The following is a 13984-nucleotide window of genomic DNA, read 5'->3' as shown; positions in this document are numbered from 1 at the left end:
GTGGGTTCGGCGGACACTCTGGCCGGTTACGCGGGCGGCGACGCGGTCGCCACAGCCGCGGCGAAGGTGGCGGACGCGGACACCGAGGCGATCACCTCGGCCGCGACCAGGCTGTCCACGGCCGCGACCAACGTGTCCACGTACAGCGGTGCGGTCGCGGGCGGCGTGACCACGCTCGACGCTGCGTGGGAGGGCCGCTCGGCGGACGAGTTCGTGGCGTACATGAACAAGTTCAAGACCGCGGGCACCGACGTCGGGACCGCGATGACCGACGCCTCGACCGCGCTGAACGACGTCGCCACCGCCCTCACCGGCGCCAAGACCTACATCTCGACGCGCTGCGACCAGGCGCTGACCGAGATCTCCACGTGGACGACCAACCACCCGGACGCCACCACGGACGAGTTCGACGCGATGACGCGCGGGGTGTGCTCGAGCGCCGCGTCGGACATCGACACCCACCTCGAGGGCACCGAGCAGACGCTCAGCTCGGCGCTCGGCAAGATCAACGGCGCCAAGTCGCCCGCCTCGAAGTTCTCGTCGCTCTCGCAGCCGAACACGCAGCCGTTCACCCCGCAGAGCGGCGAGCCGATCGAGTGGAAAGAGACGCCCCCGCAGGACACGAACCCGTCGGCCACCGAGAACGGCAACCAGCAGCCGTCGCAGAACAACACGTCGCAGTCGACCGGTACCGGCAGCGGTTCCGGGGACGGAGGCAGCGGCGGCGGTGGTGGCGGTGGCGGTGGCCTCGGGTCGTCCGGTGGCCCGCCCGCCGGTGGCCCTCCACCGGGGAACGTCAAGAGCTGGATCGACCAGGCGATCGAGGTCCTCCGCCAGCACGGCATCAACGTCGGCCCGGAGGACGCGCAGCGGATCTGGCAGATCATCCAGCACGAGTCCGGCGGCAACCCGCACGCGATCAACAACTGGGACTCCAACGCGGCGAAGGGCACGCCGTCGAAGGGCCTCATGCAGTGCATCGACCCGACGTTCGACTCGTACAAGCTGCCCGGCACCGGCAACATCTGGGACCCGGTCGCCAACATCTGCGCCGGCGTGAACTACGCGATCTCGCGGTACGGGTCGCTGGCGAACGTGCCCGGCATCAAGGCGACGGAGTCGGGCGGCGGGTACGTCGGGTACTGATTGGTTCGTCACTGGATTATCTGGCGACCGAACGATCGGGCGTAACCTGGTTGCATGGATCTCGCGTTCATGCTTTCCCACACCAGCCACGTGTTGTCCACGGAGCTGACCGCGGAGCTGGCCGGTCTGGGCATCACGCCCCGCGGCAGCTGCGTGCTGGCTTCGGCGCTGACCGGTGAGCACACGCAGATCCAGCTGGCGGACATGTGCGGCCTGGACAAGACGACCATGGTGGTGACCGTCGACGAGCTGGAGAAGGCGGGCCTCGTGGAACGGCAGACGTCCCCGACCGACCGGCGTGCCCGGATCATCGTGGTCACGCCGCAGGGCCGGGAGATGAGCGCTAAGGCCGCGGACGTCATCGACCGCGTGCACGAGGACGTGCTGGCCTCGCTGCCCGACGGCGAACGCGAGGGGCTCGTCGCCGGGCTGACCCGGTTGGTGGAGAACCGCCTGTCCCGGCCGGTCCAGTGCGAGCGCGCCCCGCGCCGCCGCAACTGAACCCGCCTTCAACCCACCACGCCCCTGATTTAATCCCGCTATAGCCAATCCCACAACAGATCGTCTGCTGCAAGACAATCTGTTAGCGTCCCTCCTGTACGGACAACCAGGAGGGGTTCATGTCCCAGATCGTTGGTCAGCGGCGGGATTCGCGGTGGTTCGCGCTCGTCGTGCTGTGCGCGGGGATGCTGATGATCATCCTCGACGGGACCATCGTCAACGTCGCTCTCCCCGTCATCCAGGCCGACCTCGACTTCTCGCAGTCGGGCCTCGCCTGGGTGATCAACGCCTACCTCATCCCCTTCGGCGGCCTGCTGCTCCTCGCCGGCCGTGTCGGGGACCTCATCGGCCGCAAGCGGATGTTCCTCGGTGGCGTCGCCGTCTTCACGGTCGCGTCGCTGTTCTGCGGGCTCGCCACCACACAGGGACTGCTCATCGCCGCGCGGTTCGTACAGGGCATCGGCGGCGCCATGGCCGCCGCCGTCATCCTCGGCATGATCGTCACGATGTTCCCCGAGAAGGGGGAACAGGCCAGGGCCATCGCCGTCTTCAGCTTCGTCGCCGCGGCGGGCGGCTCGATCGGCCTGCTGGCGGGCGGGGTGCTCACCGAGGCCATCAGCTGGCACTGGATCTTCTTCGTCAACGTGCCCATCGGCATCGTCGCGTTCGCGCTCGCCGTCCGCGTCGTGCCGGGTGAACGCGGCATCGGGCTGCGCAGCGGGGCCGACGTCATCGGGGCCGTCCTCGTCACCGCCGGGCTCATGATCGGCGTCTACACGATCGTCAAGGCCGCCGACCACGGCTGGGTCTCCGGCCACACGCTGGGCTTCGGCGCGTTGTCGGTCGCGCTGCTCGCCGGGTTCGTGCTCCGGCAGGCGACGGTCGCCAACCCGCTGCTGCCGCTGCGGATCCTGCGCGACCGCAACGTCGCGGGCGCGAACCTGATCCAGGTGCTGATGGTCGCCGGGATGTTCGGCATGTTCTTCCTCGGCGCCCTGTACCTGGAGAAGGTGCTCGGCTACGACCCACTGGGCATCGGCCTCGCGTTCCTGCCGGTCGCGGTCGGCATCGGCGGGCTGTCGCTCGGCGCGTCGGCGCGGGTCAACGCCCGGTTCGGGGAGCGGCCGGTCCTGATCACGGCGCTGCTGCTGGTGGCGGCCGGTCTGGTGCTGTTCACGCGGGCTCCGGTCGACGCCGACTACCTGCCGGACGTCTTCCCGTCGGTCCTGCTCATGGGTGTCGGTGCCGGGCTCGGCTTCCCCGCGATGATGACGCTCGCCATGTCCGACGCGACGAAGGACGACTCCGGCGTCGCGTCCGGCCTGGTCAACACGACCCAGCAGGTCGGTGGCGCGCTGGGGCTGGCGGTCCTCGCCACGCTCGCCACGGCGTACACGAAGGGTTCACTCGCGGAGGGGGACGTGCCGGTCGAGGCGATGACCGGCGGTTACCGGCTGGCGTTCGGGGTCGCCGCCGGACTGGTCCTGGTCGCCGCGGTGCTCGCGGTCACGGTCCTGCGCAGGCAGAAGGTGACGCAGGAGGAGCTGGTGCCGGTGGCTTGATCGCGCGCGGCGACCGGCGGCAGGCTGGGGAGCATGTCAACCCGTCTGCTGCAGGTCGCCCAGCGCGCGAACATCCCACCCTTCCACGTGATGGACGTGCTGTCCGCGGCCAACGCCCGGCAGCGCGCGCAGGGGGACGTGGTGTCGCTGGCCGCCGGGCAACCGTCGGCCGCGGCACCACGCGCCGTTCTGGACAAGGCCGCCGAAGCCCTGCACGGTCCCCTCGGCTACACCGAACAGCTGGGCATCCCCGAACTGCGGGACGCCATCGCCCGCCACTACGACCAGCGGTACGCCCTCGACGTCGCGGCCACGGATGTCGTCGCCACCACCGGCTCGTCCGGCGGCTTCCTCCTCGCGTTCCTCGCCGCCTTCGACACCGGTGACCGGGTGGCGCTGGCGCGGCCCGGCTACCCGGCCTACCGCAACATCCTCACCGCGCTCGGCTGCGAGGTCGTCGAGCTGCCGTGCGACGCGGACACCCGGTTCCAGCCGACCGTCGAGATGCTGGCGGCGGCGGGCCCGCTCGACGGGCTGATCATCGCGTCACCCGCCAACCCGACCGGCACCGTCCTGCCCGTCGGCGAGCTGGCCGCCATCGCAGGCTGGTGCGCCGACCACGGCGTCCAGCTGGTCAGCGACGAGATCTACCACGGCATCACCTACGGCGACGAGGCAACGGCGTCCGCGTGGCAGTTCTCCCGCGAGGCGATCGTGGTCAACTCGTTCTCCAAGTACTTCGCCATGACCGGCTGGCGTCTCGGCTGGCTGCTCGTCCCGCAGCGGCTCATGCGTGCCGTCGACTGCCTGACCGGCAACTTCACCATCTGCCCGCCCGCGATCGCGCAGCACGCCGCGACCGCCGCGTTCCAGTACGACGAGCTGGACGCGCACGTCGCCGCCTACCGCGCGAACCGCGACCACCTGATCACGGGCCTGGCCGAGATGGGCATCGACAGGGTGGCGCCGGTGGACGGCGCGTTCTACGCGTACGCGGACGTGTCGCACCTGACCACCGACACCATGGCGTGGTGCCAGCGGTTGCTGGCCGAGACCGGGCTCGCGATCGTGCCCGGCATCGACTTCGACCCCGAACTGGGGCACCACTTCGTGCGGTTCTCGTTCGCGGGCCCGGCGAGCGACATCGAGACGGGTCTGGCACGACTGGGCGGCTGGCTCGCACCCTGAGGCGGGAACCAGTGTTTTTCCCCGATGGCCTGGGAGTCCGGCGGTGGTTGACTGAAGGAACCGCCGGACTGCGCCACTCGTTCAGCCGGTGAGACCCCGGGAGGGATTCGGATGTTGTTGAAGATCATCGGCGCGATCATCGTCGTGTGGGTGGCGTTCGCGGTGCTCGGCCTCGTGTTCAAGGTGCTGGGCGTCCTGCTGGTGGCCGCCGCAGTCGTCACGGTCGGCGCGATCGGCTACAGCGCCATCAAGGGTGGGTCGAACCGCAAGCAGATCCGTTAGGAGTGCATCTTCGCGATCCTGGACAGCACCTCGTTGATGTCCCTGTTCGTGAGGTCGCGGTGCGGGATGAACCGCACCCCGCCGCCGGCCGGCACACCGAGCACCCCGATCCGCTTGAGCGCGGTCAGCGTCGCCTCGGTGTCCGGCGTCGACGCCAGGACGATGTTCGACTCCGGCTCGTTGACCTCCCACCCGAGGTCGGCCAGGCCCGCGGCGAGCTTCCTGGCGCTGGCGTGGTCGTCGACGAGGCTCGGGATGCGGTCCAGCGCGACCAGTCCGGCAGCGGCGACGACTCCGCCCTGCCGCACCCCGCCGCCCAGCATCTTCCTGACCCGGCGTGCCTCCTCGACGAACGCCGAGGTGCCGCCGACGAGCCCGCCCATCGGCGCCCCGAGCGCCTTGGACAGGCACACCTGCACGGTGTCGACGCCCACCGTCAACGCGGCGGGCGGCACGGACAGCGCCACGGAGGCGTGCCACAGGCGCGCCCCGTCCAGGTGTACGCGCAGCCCGACGTCCCGCGCGGTGGCGACCAGTTTCGCGTGCTCATCGGGCGGAGTGACCGTGCCGCCCGCCGCGTTGTGCGTGTTCTCCAGGCATAACAGCGTGGTGCGCAGCGTGTAGTACGGCCCGGAGCGCGCGGCCTGGCGCACCGATTCGACCGGCATGCGCCCCGGCCAGGCGCCCCAGTCGACGGCCTCCGGCATGCCGCCCGCGAGCCACGCGGGGGCCCCGAGCTCGTCGTCCAGCACGTGTGCGCCACGCGGTGCGATGAACCGGTCGCCTCTGTTCAGGTGGACCATCAGCGCGATGAGGTTGCCCATGGTGGCGCTGGGCACCCACAGCGTCGCGTCGACGCCGAGCAGCTCGGCACCCCGCTCTTCCAGCGCCTGCATCGTCGGGTCTCTGTCGAGCACGTCGTCGCCGACGTCGGCGCGCGACATGGCGAGCCGCATCGGCTCGTCCGGTTGGGTGACAGTGTCCGAACGAAGATCGATCTCCCGCACTTTGGTCACGATCTGATCACACCACATCGCCCTGGAGGCATCCTCATTGGTGTCCCGGACGTCTTTGGGGGTGGCGTACGTCACGGCGGAGTCGTGGTGCAACCTTATGGGCCTCACGTTCCGTCCCCCGTACGCAGACGACGAGCAGAGAGAGTCCGCGTGGAGCAGCGCGACGAGCAGGACTTCGCGGAGTACTTCGCGGCTCGGCGAGACGCCGTGCGGAGGTCCGCGTACCTGCTGTGCGGTGACTGGCACCGGGCGGACGATCTCGCGCAGACCGCGTTCGTCGCGTTGCACCGGCGGTGGCGCAAGATCCGGGACCGCGGGGCCCTGGACGCCTATGTCCGCAGGACGCTGGTGCGCGCGGTGATCGACGAGTCCCGGCGCCCGTGGCGGCGGGAGCGGTTCGTCGAGGAGCTGCCGGAGACGCCGCGGCAGGACGGCGAACTCGGTGACTCCGTGGCGACGAGGTCCGCGCTGCTCGACGGCCTGCGGGCGGTGCCACCGCGGCAGCGGGCGGTGCTCGTCCTGCGGTTCCTCGAGGGACTCGACGTGGCGGCCACGGCCGACGCGCTCAAGTGCTCCGAGGGCACCGTGAAGAGCCAGACGGCCAGAGGGCTGAACGCGCTGCGTGAGGCCCTGGGAGACACGATCGATGACCTGCGGTCGGCGTCGTGATCGGCGGAAGGAGGTGGCGGGATGGACGAGAACAAGCTTTCTGAGCTGCTGAATGACGCGGTGGCGGAGACCCCGCCGCCGAGCTTCACCGTCACGGACGTGGCCCGTCGGTCGGAGCGTGAACGCGTCCGTCACCGGAACGGCGTACTCGCAGGTTCCGCCTTTGGTGTGGCCCTCCTCGCGGGCGCGACGGCGCTGGGCGTGGCATTGTGGACAGGGCCGGTGACGACTTCGGAGGCGGCGGGTGCGGCGAATCCCGCATCAGGCGGTAACGGAAACGCTGCTCCATACGAGTTACCAAACGAGGACAACGAAGCGGCCGCGCCGACAGAGCGTGGCGGCACGAAGGACGTCCCGTCGGAGACGCCCAAGCAGGGGGGCTATCCGGACGGGAGTGGCGGGCCTGCGGGGCCCGCCGGCACCCCTAGTGGGTGCGAACAGGTGGACCGGGAGCTCGCTGCTGCCCTCGCGGGCGAGCTCCCGGCCGCCGCCAACGTCAAGGTGGAAGACGCGGTCCCCGTCTCGTTGACCTGTCCTCAGGGCTCACGCGGCGCCGCGTTCGACCTTCCCGGCGGCCGCATCAGCGTGATCGTCTTCCCCGGCGGTGTGACAATGACCACACAGGCGTCCGGTGTGCAGGCCCAGGCGCCGACCGGTGACGGCAGGCGGGTGCTCGTGCTGAGCGAGCCCGTCAGCCCGGGCGGCACGGCACCGTTCGGCACGGACGTGCAGCAGTACGCCACCGAGCTGGGGCAGTTGTACTGAGCGAGGTCCAGCACAGCCGTACGATGCCCCGACTATGACTGCCGCCAGCACCCCCAAGGGCGAACGGCGTCGCCAGGCCCTGGTGGAGGCCGCGGCGGCGTTGCTGGTCGAGCGCGGCTTCGAGGCGCTGCGGCACCGCGCGGTCGCCGAACGGGCCGATCTCCCGCTGGCCTCCACGACCTACTACTTCGACTCGCTGGACGAGCTGATCGCCGCCGCCGTCGAGCACCACGGCCGCACCGAGCTGGAACGCGGCCGTGCCCAGCTCGCCGCGTTGCCCGCGGAGCACCGCGACCTCGACTCCGTCGTCGACCTCGTGCTCGACCAGCTCCTCGGCCCGCCGGCGGGCGACCGGGACGCCGAGCTGGTGCTCCTCCGGTACGAACGCCTCGTCGCGACCGGCAGGCGGCCCTACCTGCGCCCGCTGATGCGTACGCTCGGCACCGAGCTGCGCGGGCTCCTGCTCGAGGTCCTCGCCCGCTCCGGCAGCCCGGTCGACAACCGCCGTCTCGAGCAGCTGATCGCGCTGGTCGACGGTGCCGTGGTCAACGCGCTGATCGAGATCGACCCGGACCCGCGCGCGGTCGCGCATCGCATGCTCGTCGAGTCCCTGCGAGGCTGACGCAACCCCGACGGTCCCCGCGTCGTGAGTAACCGGCGAAGGGGGGATCGATCCATGCGACAGGCCGACGAGGAGAGCTTTCGCCGGTATGCCGTCGAGCACGCGGCGCGGCTGCGGAGGTCGGCGTTTCTGCTGTGTGGGGACTGGCATCTGGCGCAGGACCTCATGCAGATGGCGCTCATCAAGATCTACCGGTCGTGGTCGCGGGTGCAGAAGGACGACAGCCTGACCAACTACGGCCGCACCGTCCTCCTGCGCACCTGGCTGGACGAGAAACGCAGACCGTGGCGTCGCTCCGAGCAGACCGCGGCGGCCGTACCCGAACAGCACGACGAGGCCCGCGGCCCGGACGACAGCCCGGAGCGGCTGTGGGCGCGTGACCTGGTCCACCAGGGCCTGCTGCGGCTGCCACCCAGGCAACGCGCGGTGCTGGTGCTCCGCTACTTCGACGACCTGTCGGTCGCCGAGACGGCCGAGGTCATGGGCTGCTCGCAGGGCACGGTGAAGTCGCAGACGGCTCGCGGCCTCGAGGCGTTGCGGGTGTCGGTGTCGCAGTTGGTGGGGAGGGTCGCGTGATGGGTGAAGAGGATGTCCGGGACGGGTTGCTGAACGCGGTGGCCGACGAGCCGCCGCTGCGGTTCGATCCCGATGAGCTGATGGCGACCGCGCGCGGGCAGGTCCGCCGTCGCGCTCTGGTCGCGGTGGGGCTGGCCACGGTCGCCGTGGCGGTGGCCGCGGTCGCGGTGCCGATCGCGCTGGGCCGCGACTCGACCACGACGGTTCCGGCCGCGACCCGGCCCGGCCCGGCGGGACCGTCGAGCGACCAGCGGCCGCAGCCCACCCGCTACACCGTCGACGACCTGCGCGAACGCGGCCGGGAGTTACGGGTGCACCTGAGCCGGTCGCTGCCTGCGGCGCTGCCGTCCGCGACCAAGATCATCGTCGGCGAGTTCGGCGGTGAGGCGACCGGCGACTTCTACCCGGGCCAGACCAGCATCAACGCCACGATCACGTTCTCGATCAAGGGCGCCCGGTACTCGATCATGGTGACGACGTGGGTCCCGGACGCCGCTCCCGCGCCCGCGGACATGTGCGTGGCGAACTGCCACCGCCTGGACGACCAGGCGGGTGGCGCCGTCTTCCAGCAGACGCACGACATGGACAAGGGCGTCGTCGAGACCGTCTTCCACTACCGGGACACCGGTGCCGTGGTGTCGGTCGCCGCCTACAACTACGACATGACCAGCACGGTCCCGCCCGTCTACCACCCATCGTTACCCGTGACCCGCGATGCGCTGCTGGCCATCGCGACGGATCCGGAACTGGCGCTGTAGGGCTCGCCGGGGGTGCCCATTAAGCTGGGAAAACGTGACGTCCAAGCCGCGCATCCCCAACGTACTCGCAGGCCGCTACGCCTCTGTGGCGCTGGCCGAGCTGTGGTCACCCGAGCACAAGATCGTTCTGGAGCGCAGGCTGTGGCTCGCCGTGCTCACGGCCCAGGCGGAACTCGGCATCGACGTCCCCGACGGTGTCGTCGCCGACTACGAACGAGTGATCGACCAGGTCGACCTGGAGTCGATCGCGGCCCGTGAGCGGGTGACTCTGCACGACGTCAAGGCCCGCATCGAGGAGTTCAACGCGCTCGCCGGCCACGAGCACGTCCACAAGGGCATGACGTCCCGCGACCTGACGGAGAACGTCGAGCAACTGCAGATCCGCCTGTCGCTGGAGCACATCCGCAACCGGACGGTCGCGGTGCTCGCCCGGTTGGCGACGCTCGCGACCGAGCACAGCGAGCTGGTGATGGCGGGGCGTTCGCACAACGTCGCCGCGCAGGCCACCACGCTGGGCAAGCGGTTCGCGTCCGCCGCGGACGAGTTGCTGGTGGCGTTCGAGCGGCTCGACGGCCTGGTCGAGCGGTACCCGCTGCGCGGCATCCAGGGCCCGGTCGGCACCGCGCAGGACATGCTGGACCTGCTCGGCGGTGACGCGTCGAAGCTGGACGCGTTGCAGCGCAGGATCGCCGACTACCTGGGCTTCTCGCGGGTCTTCGACAGCGTGGGCCAGGTGTACCCGCGGTCGCTGGACTACGACGTCGTGTCCGCACTGGTGCAGGTCGCGGCCGCGCCGTCGAGCCTCGCGAAGACCATTCGGCTCATGGTCGGGCACGAGCTGGCGACCGAGGGTTTCCGGCCGGGGCAGGTCGGTTCGTCCGCCATGCCGCACAAGATGAACACCCGCTCGAGCGAGCGCGTCAACGGCTTCGCGGTGATCCTCCGCGGCTACGCGTCGATGGTCGGCGAGCTGGCGGGCGACCAGTGGAACGAGGGCGACGTGTCCTGCTCGGTGGTGCGCAGGGTGGCGCTGCCGGACGCGTTCTTCGCGCTGGACGGCCTGATCGAGACGTTCCTGACCGTGCTCGACTCGTTCGGCGCCTATCCGGCGGTGGTCGGCCGCGAGCTGGACCGCTACCTGCCGTTCCTGGCGACGACGAAGGTGCTGATGGCGTCGGTGCAGGCGGGTGTCGGCCGCGAGACCGCGCACGAGGCGATCAAGGAGCACGCCGTCGCGGTGGCGCTCGCGATGCGTGAGCAGGGCATCGAGCGCAACGACCTGCTCGACCGCCTCGCCGCCGACGAGCGCGTCCCGCTCGACCGTCCCGCCCTCGACGCGTTGCTTGCCGATCGGCTGCCGTTCACCGGTGTGGCGGGCGCGCAGGTGGCGTCGGTGGTGAAGCGGGTGTCGGACGTGGCGTCCCGCTTCGGTGACGCGGCGAAGTACGTCCCCGGTGCGATCTTGTGATTAGTGCGGACAACCACAAAGTTTCGTACGGAAAACCGCACTGACCCAGGCCGCCCGCGCGGCTAGTCTCGCTGTCGTGGCAACCGTTTCAGATCTTCTGGTCTACCCGGTCAAGGGCTGCGCGGGCGTTCCGTTGACGCGGGCACAGGTGCTCCCGACCGGCGTGAGGCACGACCGCACGTTCATGTTCGTCCGTGCGGACGACGGGGTGTTCCGCTGCCAGCGGAGCACCCCGAGGCTGTCCGTGATCCGGCCGGACCTGGCTGCCGACGGCGCGAAGCTGACCCTGTCCGCTCCGGACGTGCAGAGCCTCGCGTTCGACGTGGCGCCGGAGGGCAGGCGGTTGGCCGTGAGCCTGCACGGCGTCTGGCACGGCGAAGGCGTCGACCAGGGCGACGAGGCGGCCGAGTGGGCCAGCGACCTCATCGGCGATTCGTTGCGGCTGGTGCGCGTGCCCGCGGACCACCGGCGCAGCGTGGACGACCGGCACGGCGACATCACGTTCAGCGACTCGACGCCGCTGCACCTGCTGTCGCTGTCGTCCCTGGACGACCTGAACGCCCGGATCCTGGAGAAGGGCGCCGAGCCGGTCCCGATGGTGCGGTTCCGCCCGAACATCGTGATCAGCGGTTGGCAGACCCCGTACACCGAGGACGACATCCGTGAGTTCAGCATCGGCACCACCAGGTTGCGCTGGGTGAAGCCGGACATCCGTTGCCAGGTGACCATGGTCGACCAGCCGACCGGCAAACGCTCGGGACCCGAGCCGTTACGCACGCTCGCCGACTACCGCCGCGAACCCGACGGCGGCGTGAGCTTCGGCATCAAGGTCGCGGTGGTGACCCCGGGCGAGATCGAGGTTGGCGACGAGATCACGGTGCACTGAGGCACGGCCGCCGGTTACCGCGCGAACAACAGCAGGACCGGATCACCGGGCCGGCCACCGAAGTCGTTGGCGGCGGAACCGCCGTTCACGGCCAGCGCGACCCGGCCGCCCGAGTCGACGTACACGATCAGGCCGTCGTTGATCGCGTCGGCGAACGTCCGGCCGACGGTGGCCTTCACCGACCGCCCGTTGAGGTGGGCGTGCGCCGTGGTGCCCGGCACGGCACCGCTCGCGTCGAGGTCGGCGCCGGTGGCGGCGAGCTGGATGTTGCCGAAGGTGTCGATGTACCGGATCTCGGTCGTGAGCTTCCCGGGTTCGACGAACGTCTCGGGCTCCGGCAACCGCACGAGGTCGGCCGCGTCGACGGCGGGCCCGAAGTCCTCGGGCGGCACCCCGGCGGCGAGGTGCGCGGCCGCGGGCGCGAACACGTCCCGCCCGTGGAAGGTCGCCGACACCGTCGACAGCCGGTAGGCCGGGTTGCGGAGCTCGTAAGCCGCCCGCACCCCGCCGAGCAGTTCAGCGGCGGGCATGAGCAGCCCGTTGTCCGGCCCGACGAGCACACCCTCGGCGGTGACCACGACGACACCGCGCCGGTCCGTCCCGACCCCGGGGTCGACGACCGCGAAGTGCACGGCGGGCGGCAGGTAGGGCACGGCCTGGGCGAGGATCGCCGCCCCGCGCCGAACGTCCTGCGGCGGCACGGTGTGGCTGATGTGGATGACCCGCGGCCGGGGCGCGAGCCGAGCGACGACCCCCTCGCAAACCCCGACGAACCCGTCATCGATGCCGTAGTCGGTCGTGAACGAGATCCAGTCGTAGCTCATGACCAACAATGGCACGCACTCGTGCGTGGCATGAATTCCGGGTGAAACCGGTGCCCAGTTCGGTGACATGTCACCTCGCTGTCAGGTCGACGTCATCGACACATGGCCTCATGAGGAGCGTGACCGCTCAACTGATCGTGTCGCTGTCCGGGATCAACGCATGGACCCTGGACCGCAGTGCCGACCTGAGCGACGAGCTGGCGTCCCGGGGCGTGCCCCTTTCGCTGCTGTTCGCCCCGAAGGTCGCGGGCGCGGACCAGCCGAGAACGGTGCTCGACTGGGTGCGCGGGCAACAAGCCGCAGGCAACGCGCTGCTCCAGCACGGCTACGACCACCCGGCCGACGCGAAGACCCGTACGATCCGTCGCCGAGCCGAGTTCGCGTCGCTGCCCGCCCACGAGGCCAAACTACGTCTCACGGCGGCGTCGACGACCATGGAACGCCTGGACCTGGCCACGGACGCGTTCGTCCCACCGCGCTGGGTGGCGTCTCCCGGCACTCTGCTCGCCCTGCGCCACCAGGGTTTCACGATGTGCGCGGACGTGATGGGCATCCGTGACCTCCGCACCGAGAACGTCCACAGAGGACGCGTACAGGGCTTCGGCTTCGGCGAACGCACGGAACCGTGGTGGTGCTTCGCGCTGGTGATGAGCGCGTCCCGGGCCGCCCGCAGGAACCAGCTGATCCGCCTGGCCGTGGACACCGCGGACCTGTCCCGCTCGGGCCCCCGCCAGGCCCTGCTGGACGCGATCGACATCGCCCTGCACCACGAGGCGACCCCGCTCACGTACCCGGCGCTACTGACCTACCAGCCGGCCCAGGCGGCCTGACCGACGCGGTCGGGCGTGGCCTCCGGCCCCCTCGAACCACGCTACGGCAGGGCACCGACAATTCCGTGTCGTCGGAGTCGGCCTGTGGACAACTCGCCAACCTGTGGACAACCGCCCTCGGCGGGCAGTCCACCGTCGGTGCTCGGACCTACGCTGGACAACGGGGGCCGGAGGCCACGTCAGGCGAACACCAGTTCGATCCACAAGGTTGTCCACACCTGTGGACAACCTCTCAGAGATCGACCGGCTCGCCCTTCGGCAGCGGGCGGAACTCCGAGTCCGGCGCCAGCTGTGAGAGCCAGTTCTGCTGCGCGCGCATGCCGATCTCGGACAGCAGCACCTCATGGATCGGCACCGCCACCCGCGGGCCGACCGCGCGCACGAAGTCGATGATCTCGCCGGTCTTCAGCCACGGCGCCGACATCGGCAACCCGAGCACGTCGATCCGCTGTTCGGGCACGAACAACGCGTCGCCGGGGTGGTAGAACGCGCCGTCGTCGACGACGTACCCGGCGTTGGCAGGCGTCGGCAGGTCCTCGTGGATGGTCGCGTGCCTGCCGCCGACCGCCGTGACCGACGTGCCGCCGAAGGTGAACGTGTCGCCGGGGCGCGCCACCGAGGTCGGGGCCAGGCCGAGTTTCTCCAGCTCGGCGGCCGAGTCCTCGTCGGACACCAGCGCCGCGTCCGGGTTGGCCTCGACCAGGGCGGGCAGGCGCGCGCCGTCGAGGTGGTCCGGGTGCTTGTGGGTGATCAGGATGGCGCTCAGGCCCGTTGTCTGCTCGAAGCCGTTCGAGAACGTGCCCGGGTCGAAGAGCAGCCGTGCGGAATCGGTCTTGATCAACACGCACGAGTGCCCGAAGTGAACGATCTGCACGCCGTCAGGCTAACCAA

Annotated in this window: 16 protein-coding genes; 13 read left to right on the top strand and 3 right to left on the bottom strand. The window is 70.4% G+C overall.

Translation table 11 applies throughout. The features are described from left to right. The 5 genes from ACIBVP_RS25105 to ACIBVP_RS25085 all read left to right on the top strand — a co-directional run bounded on the left by ACIBVP_RS25105 (position 1) and on the right by ACIBVP_RS25085 (position 4679). The gene (locus ACIBVP_RS25105) at positions 1–1146 is read left to right on the top strand and encodes a transglycosylase SLT domain-containing protein (RefSeq protein WP_396108746.1); all 1146 of its coding nucleotides are present in this window, start codon (positions 1–3) and stop codon (positions 1144–1146) included. A gap of 54 nt (positions 1147–1200) precedes the next feature. Beyond that, entirely contained in the window at positions 1201–1647 is a 447-nt protein-coding gene (locus ACIBVP_RS25100; protein WP_396108745.1) for a MarR family winged helix-turn-helix transcriptional regulator, read from the top strand. 119 nt (positions 1648–1766) lie between these two features. Continuing rightward, entirely contained in the window at positions 1767–3209 is a 1443-nt protein-coding gene (locus tag ACIBVP_RS25095) for a DHA2 family efflux MFS transporter permease subunit (RefSeq protein WP_396108744.1), read from the top strand. 33 nt (positions 3210–3242) lie between these two features. After that, positions 3243–4397 carry a pyridoxal phosphate-dependent aminotransferase gene (locus tag ACIBVP_RS25090; RefSeq protein ID WP_396108743.1) on the top strand — a complete coding sequence of 385 codons (1155 nt, stop codon included), beginning with the start codon at positions 3243–3245 and terminating at the stop codon, positions 4395–4397. 111 nt (positions 4398–4508) lie between these two features. After that, complete coding sequence (locus tag ACIBVP_RS25085) at positions 4509–4679, top strand: hypothetical protein (RefSeq protein ID WP_396108742.1); 171 nt, start codon at positions 4509–4511, stop codon at positions 4677–4679. On the opposite strand, the gene ACIBVP_RS25080 is transcribed toward ACIBVP_RS25085, so the two are convergent. Beyond that, the gene (locus ACIBVP_RS25080) at positions 4676–5695 is read right to left on the bottom strand and encodes a threonine aldolase family protein (RefSeq protein ID WP_396108741.1); all 1020 of its coding nucleotides are present in this window, start codon (positions 5693–5695) and stop codon (positions 4676–4678) included. The two genes, ACIBVP_RS25085 and ACIBVP_RS25080, sit on opposite strands and share 4 nt — an antisense overlap. Positions 5696–5845: 150 nt before the next feature. On the opposite strand from ACIBVP_RS25080, the gene ACIBVP_RS25075 reads away from it, so the two are divergent. From ACIBVP_RS25075 to ACIBVP_RS25045, 7 genes are all read left to right on the top strand, one after another. Next, positions 5846–6364 carry a SigE family RNA polymerase sigma factor gene (locus ACIBVP_RS25075; RefSeq protein WP_396108740.1) on the top strand — a complete coding sequence of 173 codons (519 nt, stop codon included), beginning with the start codon at positions 5846–5848 and terminating at the stop codon, positions 6362–6364. A gap of 21 nt (positions 6365–6385) precedes the next feature. Beyond that, complete coding sequence (locus tag ACIBVP_RS25070; RefSeq protein ID WP_396108739.1) at positions 6386–7129, top strand: hypothetical protein; 744 nt, start codon at positions 6386–6388, stop codon at positions 7127–7129. Positions 7130–7163: 34 nt separating this feature from the next. Continuing rightward, positions 7164–7751: a TetR/AcrR family transcriptional regulator gene (locus ACIBVP_RS25065; RefSeq protein ID WP_396108738.1), complete on the top strand. Its 588-nt coding sequence runs from the start codon at positions 7164–7166 to the stop codon at positions 7749–7751. Positions 7752–7805: 54 nt separating this feature from the next. After that, on the top strand, positions 7806–8327 hold the full coding sequence (locus tag ACIBVP_RS25060) for an RNA polymerase sigma factor (protein ID WP_396108737.1): 522 nt from the start codon (positions 7806–7808) through the stop codon (positions 8325–8327). Then, on the top strand, positions 8327–9085 hold the full coding sequence (locus tag ACIBVP_RS25055; RefSeq protein WP_396108736.1) for a hypothetical protein: 759 nt from the start codon (positions 8327–8329) through the stop codon (positions 9083–9085). The genes ACIBVP_RS25060 and ACIBVP_RS25055 overlap by 1 nt, the downstream gene beginning before the upstream one ends. Before the next feature lie 34 nt (positions 9086–9119). Further along, positions 9120–10553 (top strand): adenylosuccinate lyase, encoded by a 1434-nt coding sequence (purB, locus tag ACIBVP_RS25050; protein WP_396108735.1) that lies wholly within the window; start codon positions 9120–9122, stop codon positions 10551–10553. Positions 10554–10629: 76 nt separating this feature from the next. Beyond that, entirely contained in the window at positions 10630–11439 is an 810-nt protein-coding gene (locus ACIBVP_RS25045) for an MOSC domain-containing protein (protein WP_396108734.1), read from the top strand. 14 nt (positions 11440–11453) lie between these two features. Here the strand turns inward: ACIBVP_RS25045 and ACIBVP_RS25040 are convergent, their stop codons facing one another. Next, positions 11454–12263: an S-adenosyl-l-methionine hydroxide adenosyltransferase family protein gene (locus tag ACIBVP_RS25040; protein WP_396108733.1), complete on the bottom strand. Its 810-nt coding sequence runs from the start codon at positions 12261–12263 to the stop codon at positions 11454–11456. A gap of 110 nt (positions 12264–12373) precedes the next feature. On the opposite strand from ACIBVP_RS25040, the gene ACIBVP_RS25035 reads away from it, so the two are divergent. Beyond that, positions 12374–13093, top strand: coding sequence for a DUF2334 domain-containing protein (locus ACIBVP_RS25035; RefSeq protein ID WP_396108732.1), 720 nt, complete (start codon positions 12374–12376; stop codon positions 13091–13093). A 232-nt stretch (positions 13094–13325) separates the two neighbouring features. On the opposite strand, the gene ACIBVP_RS25030 is transcribed toward ACIBVP_RS25035, so the two are convergent. Next, complete coding sequence (locus ACIBVP_RS25030) at positions 13326–13967, bottom strand: MBL fold metallo-hydrolase (RefSeq protein ID WP_396108731.1); 642 nt, start codon at positions 13965–13967, stop codon at positions 13326–13328. Positions 13968–13984 lie beyond the last annotated feature (17 nt).

The sequence above is a fragment of the Actinophytocola sp. NPDC049390 genome, from assembly GCF_044466355.1.
Taxonomy (GTDB): domain Bacteria; phylum Actinomycetota; class Actinomycetes; order Mycobacteriales; family Pseudonocardiaceae; genus Actinophytocola.
This window is presented reverse-complemented; position numbering and strand designations above follow the sequence as displayed.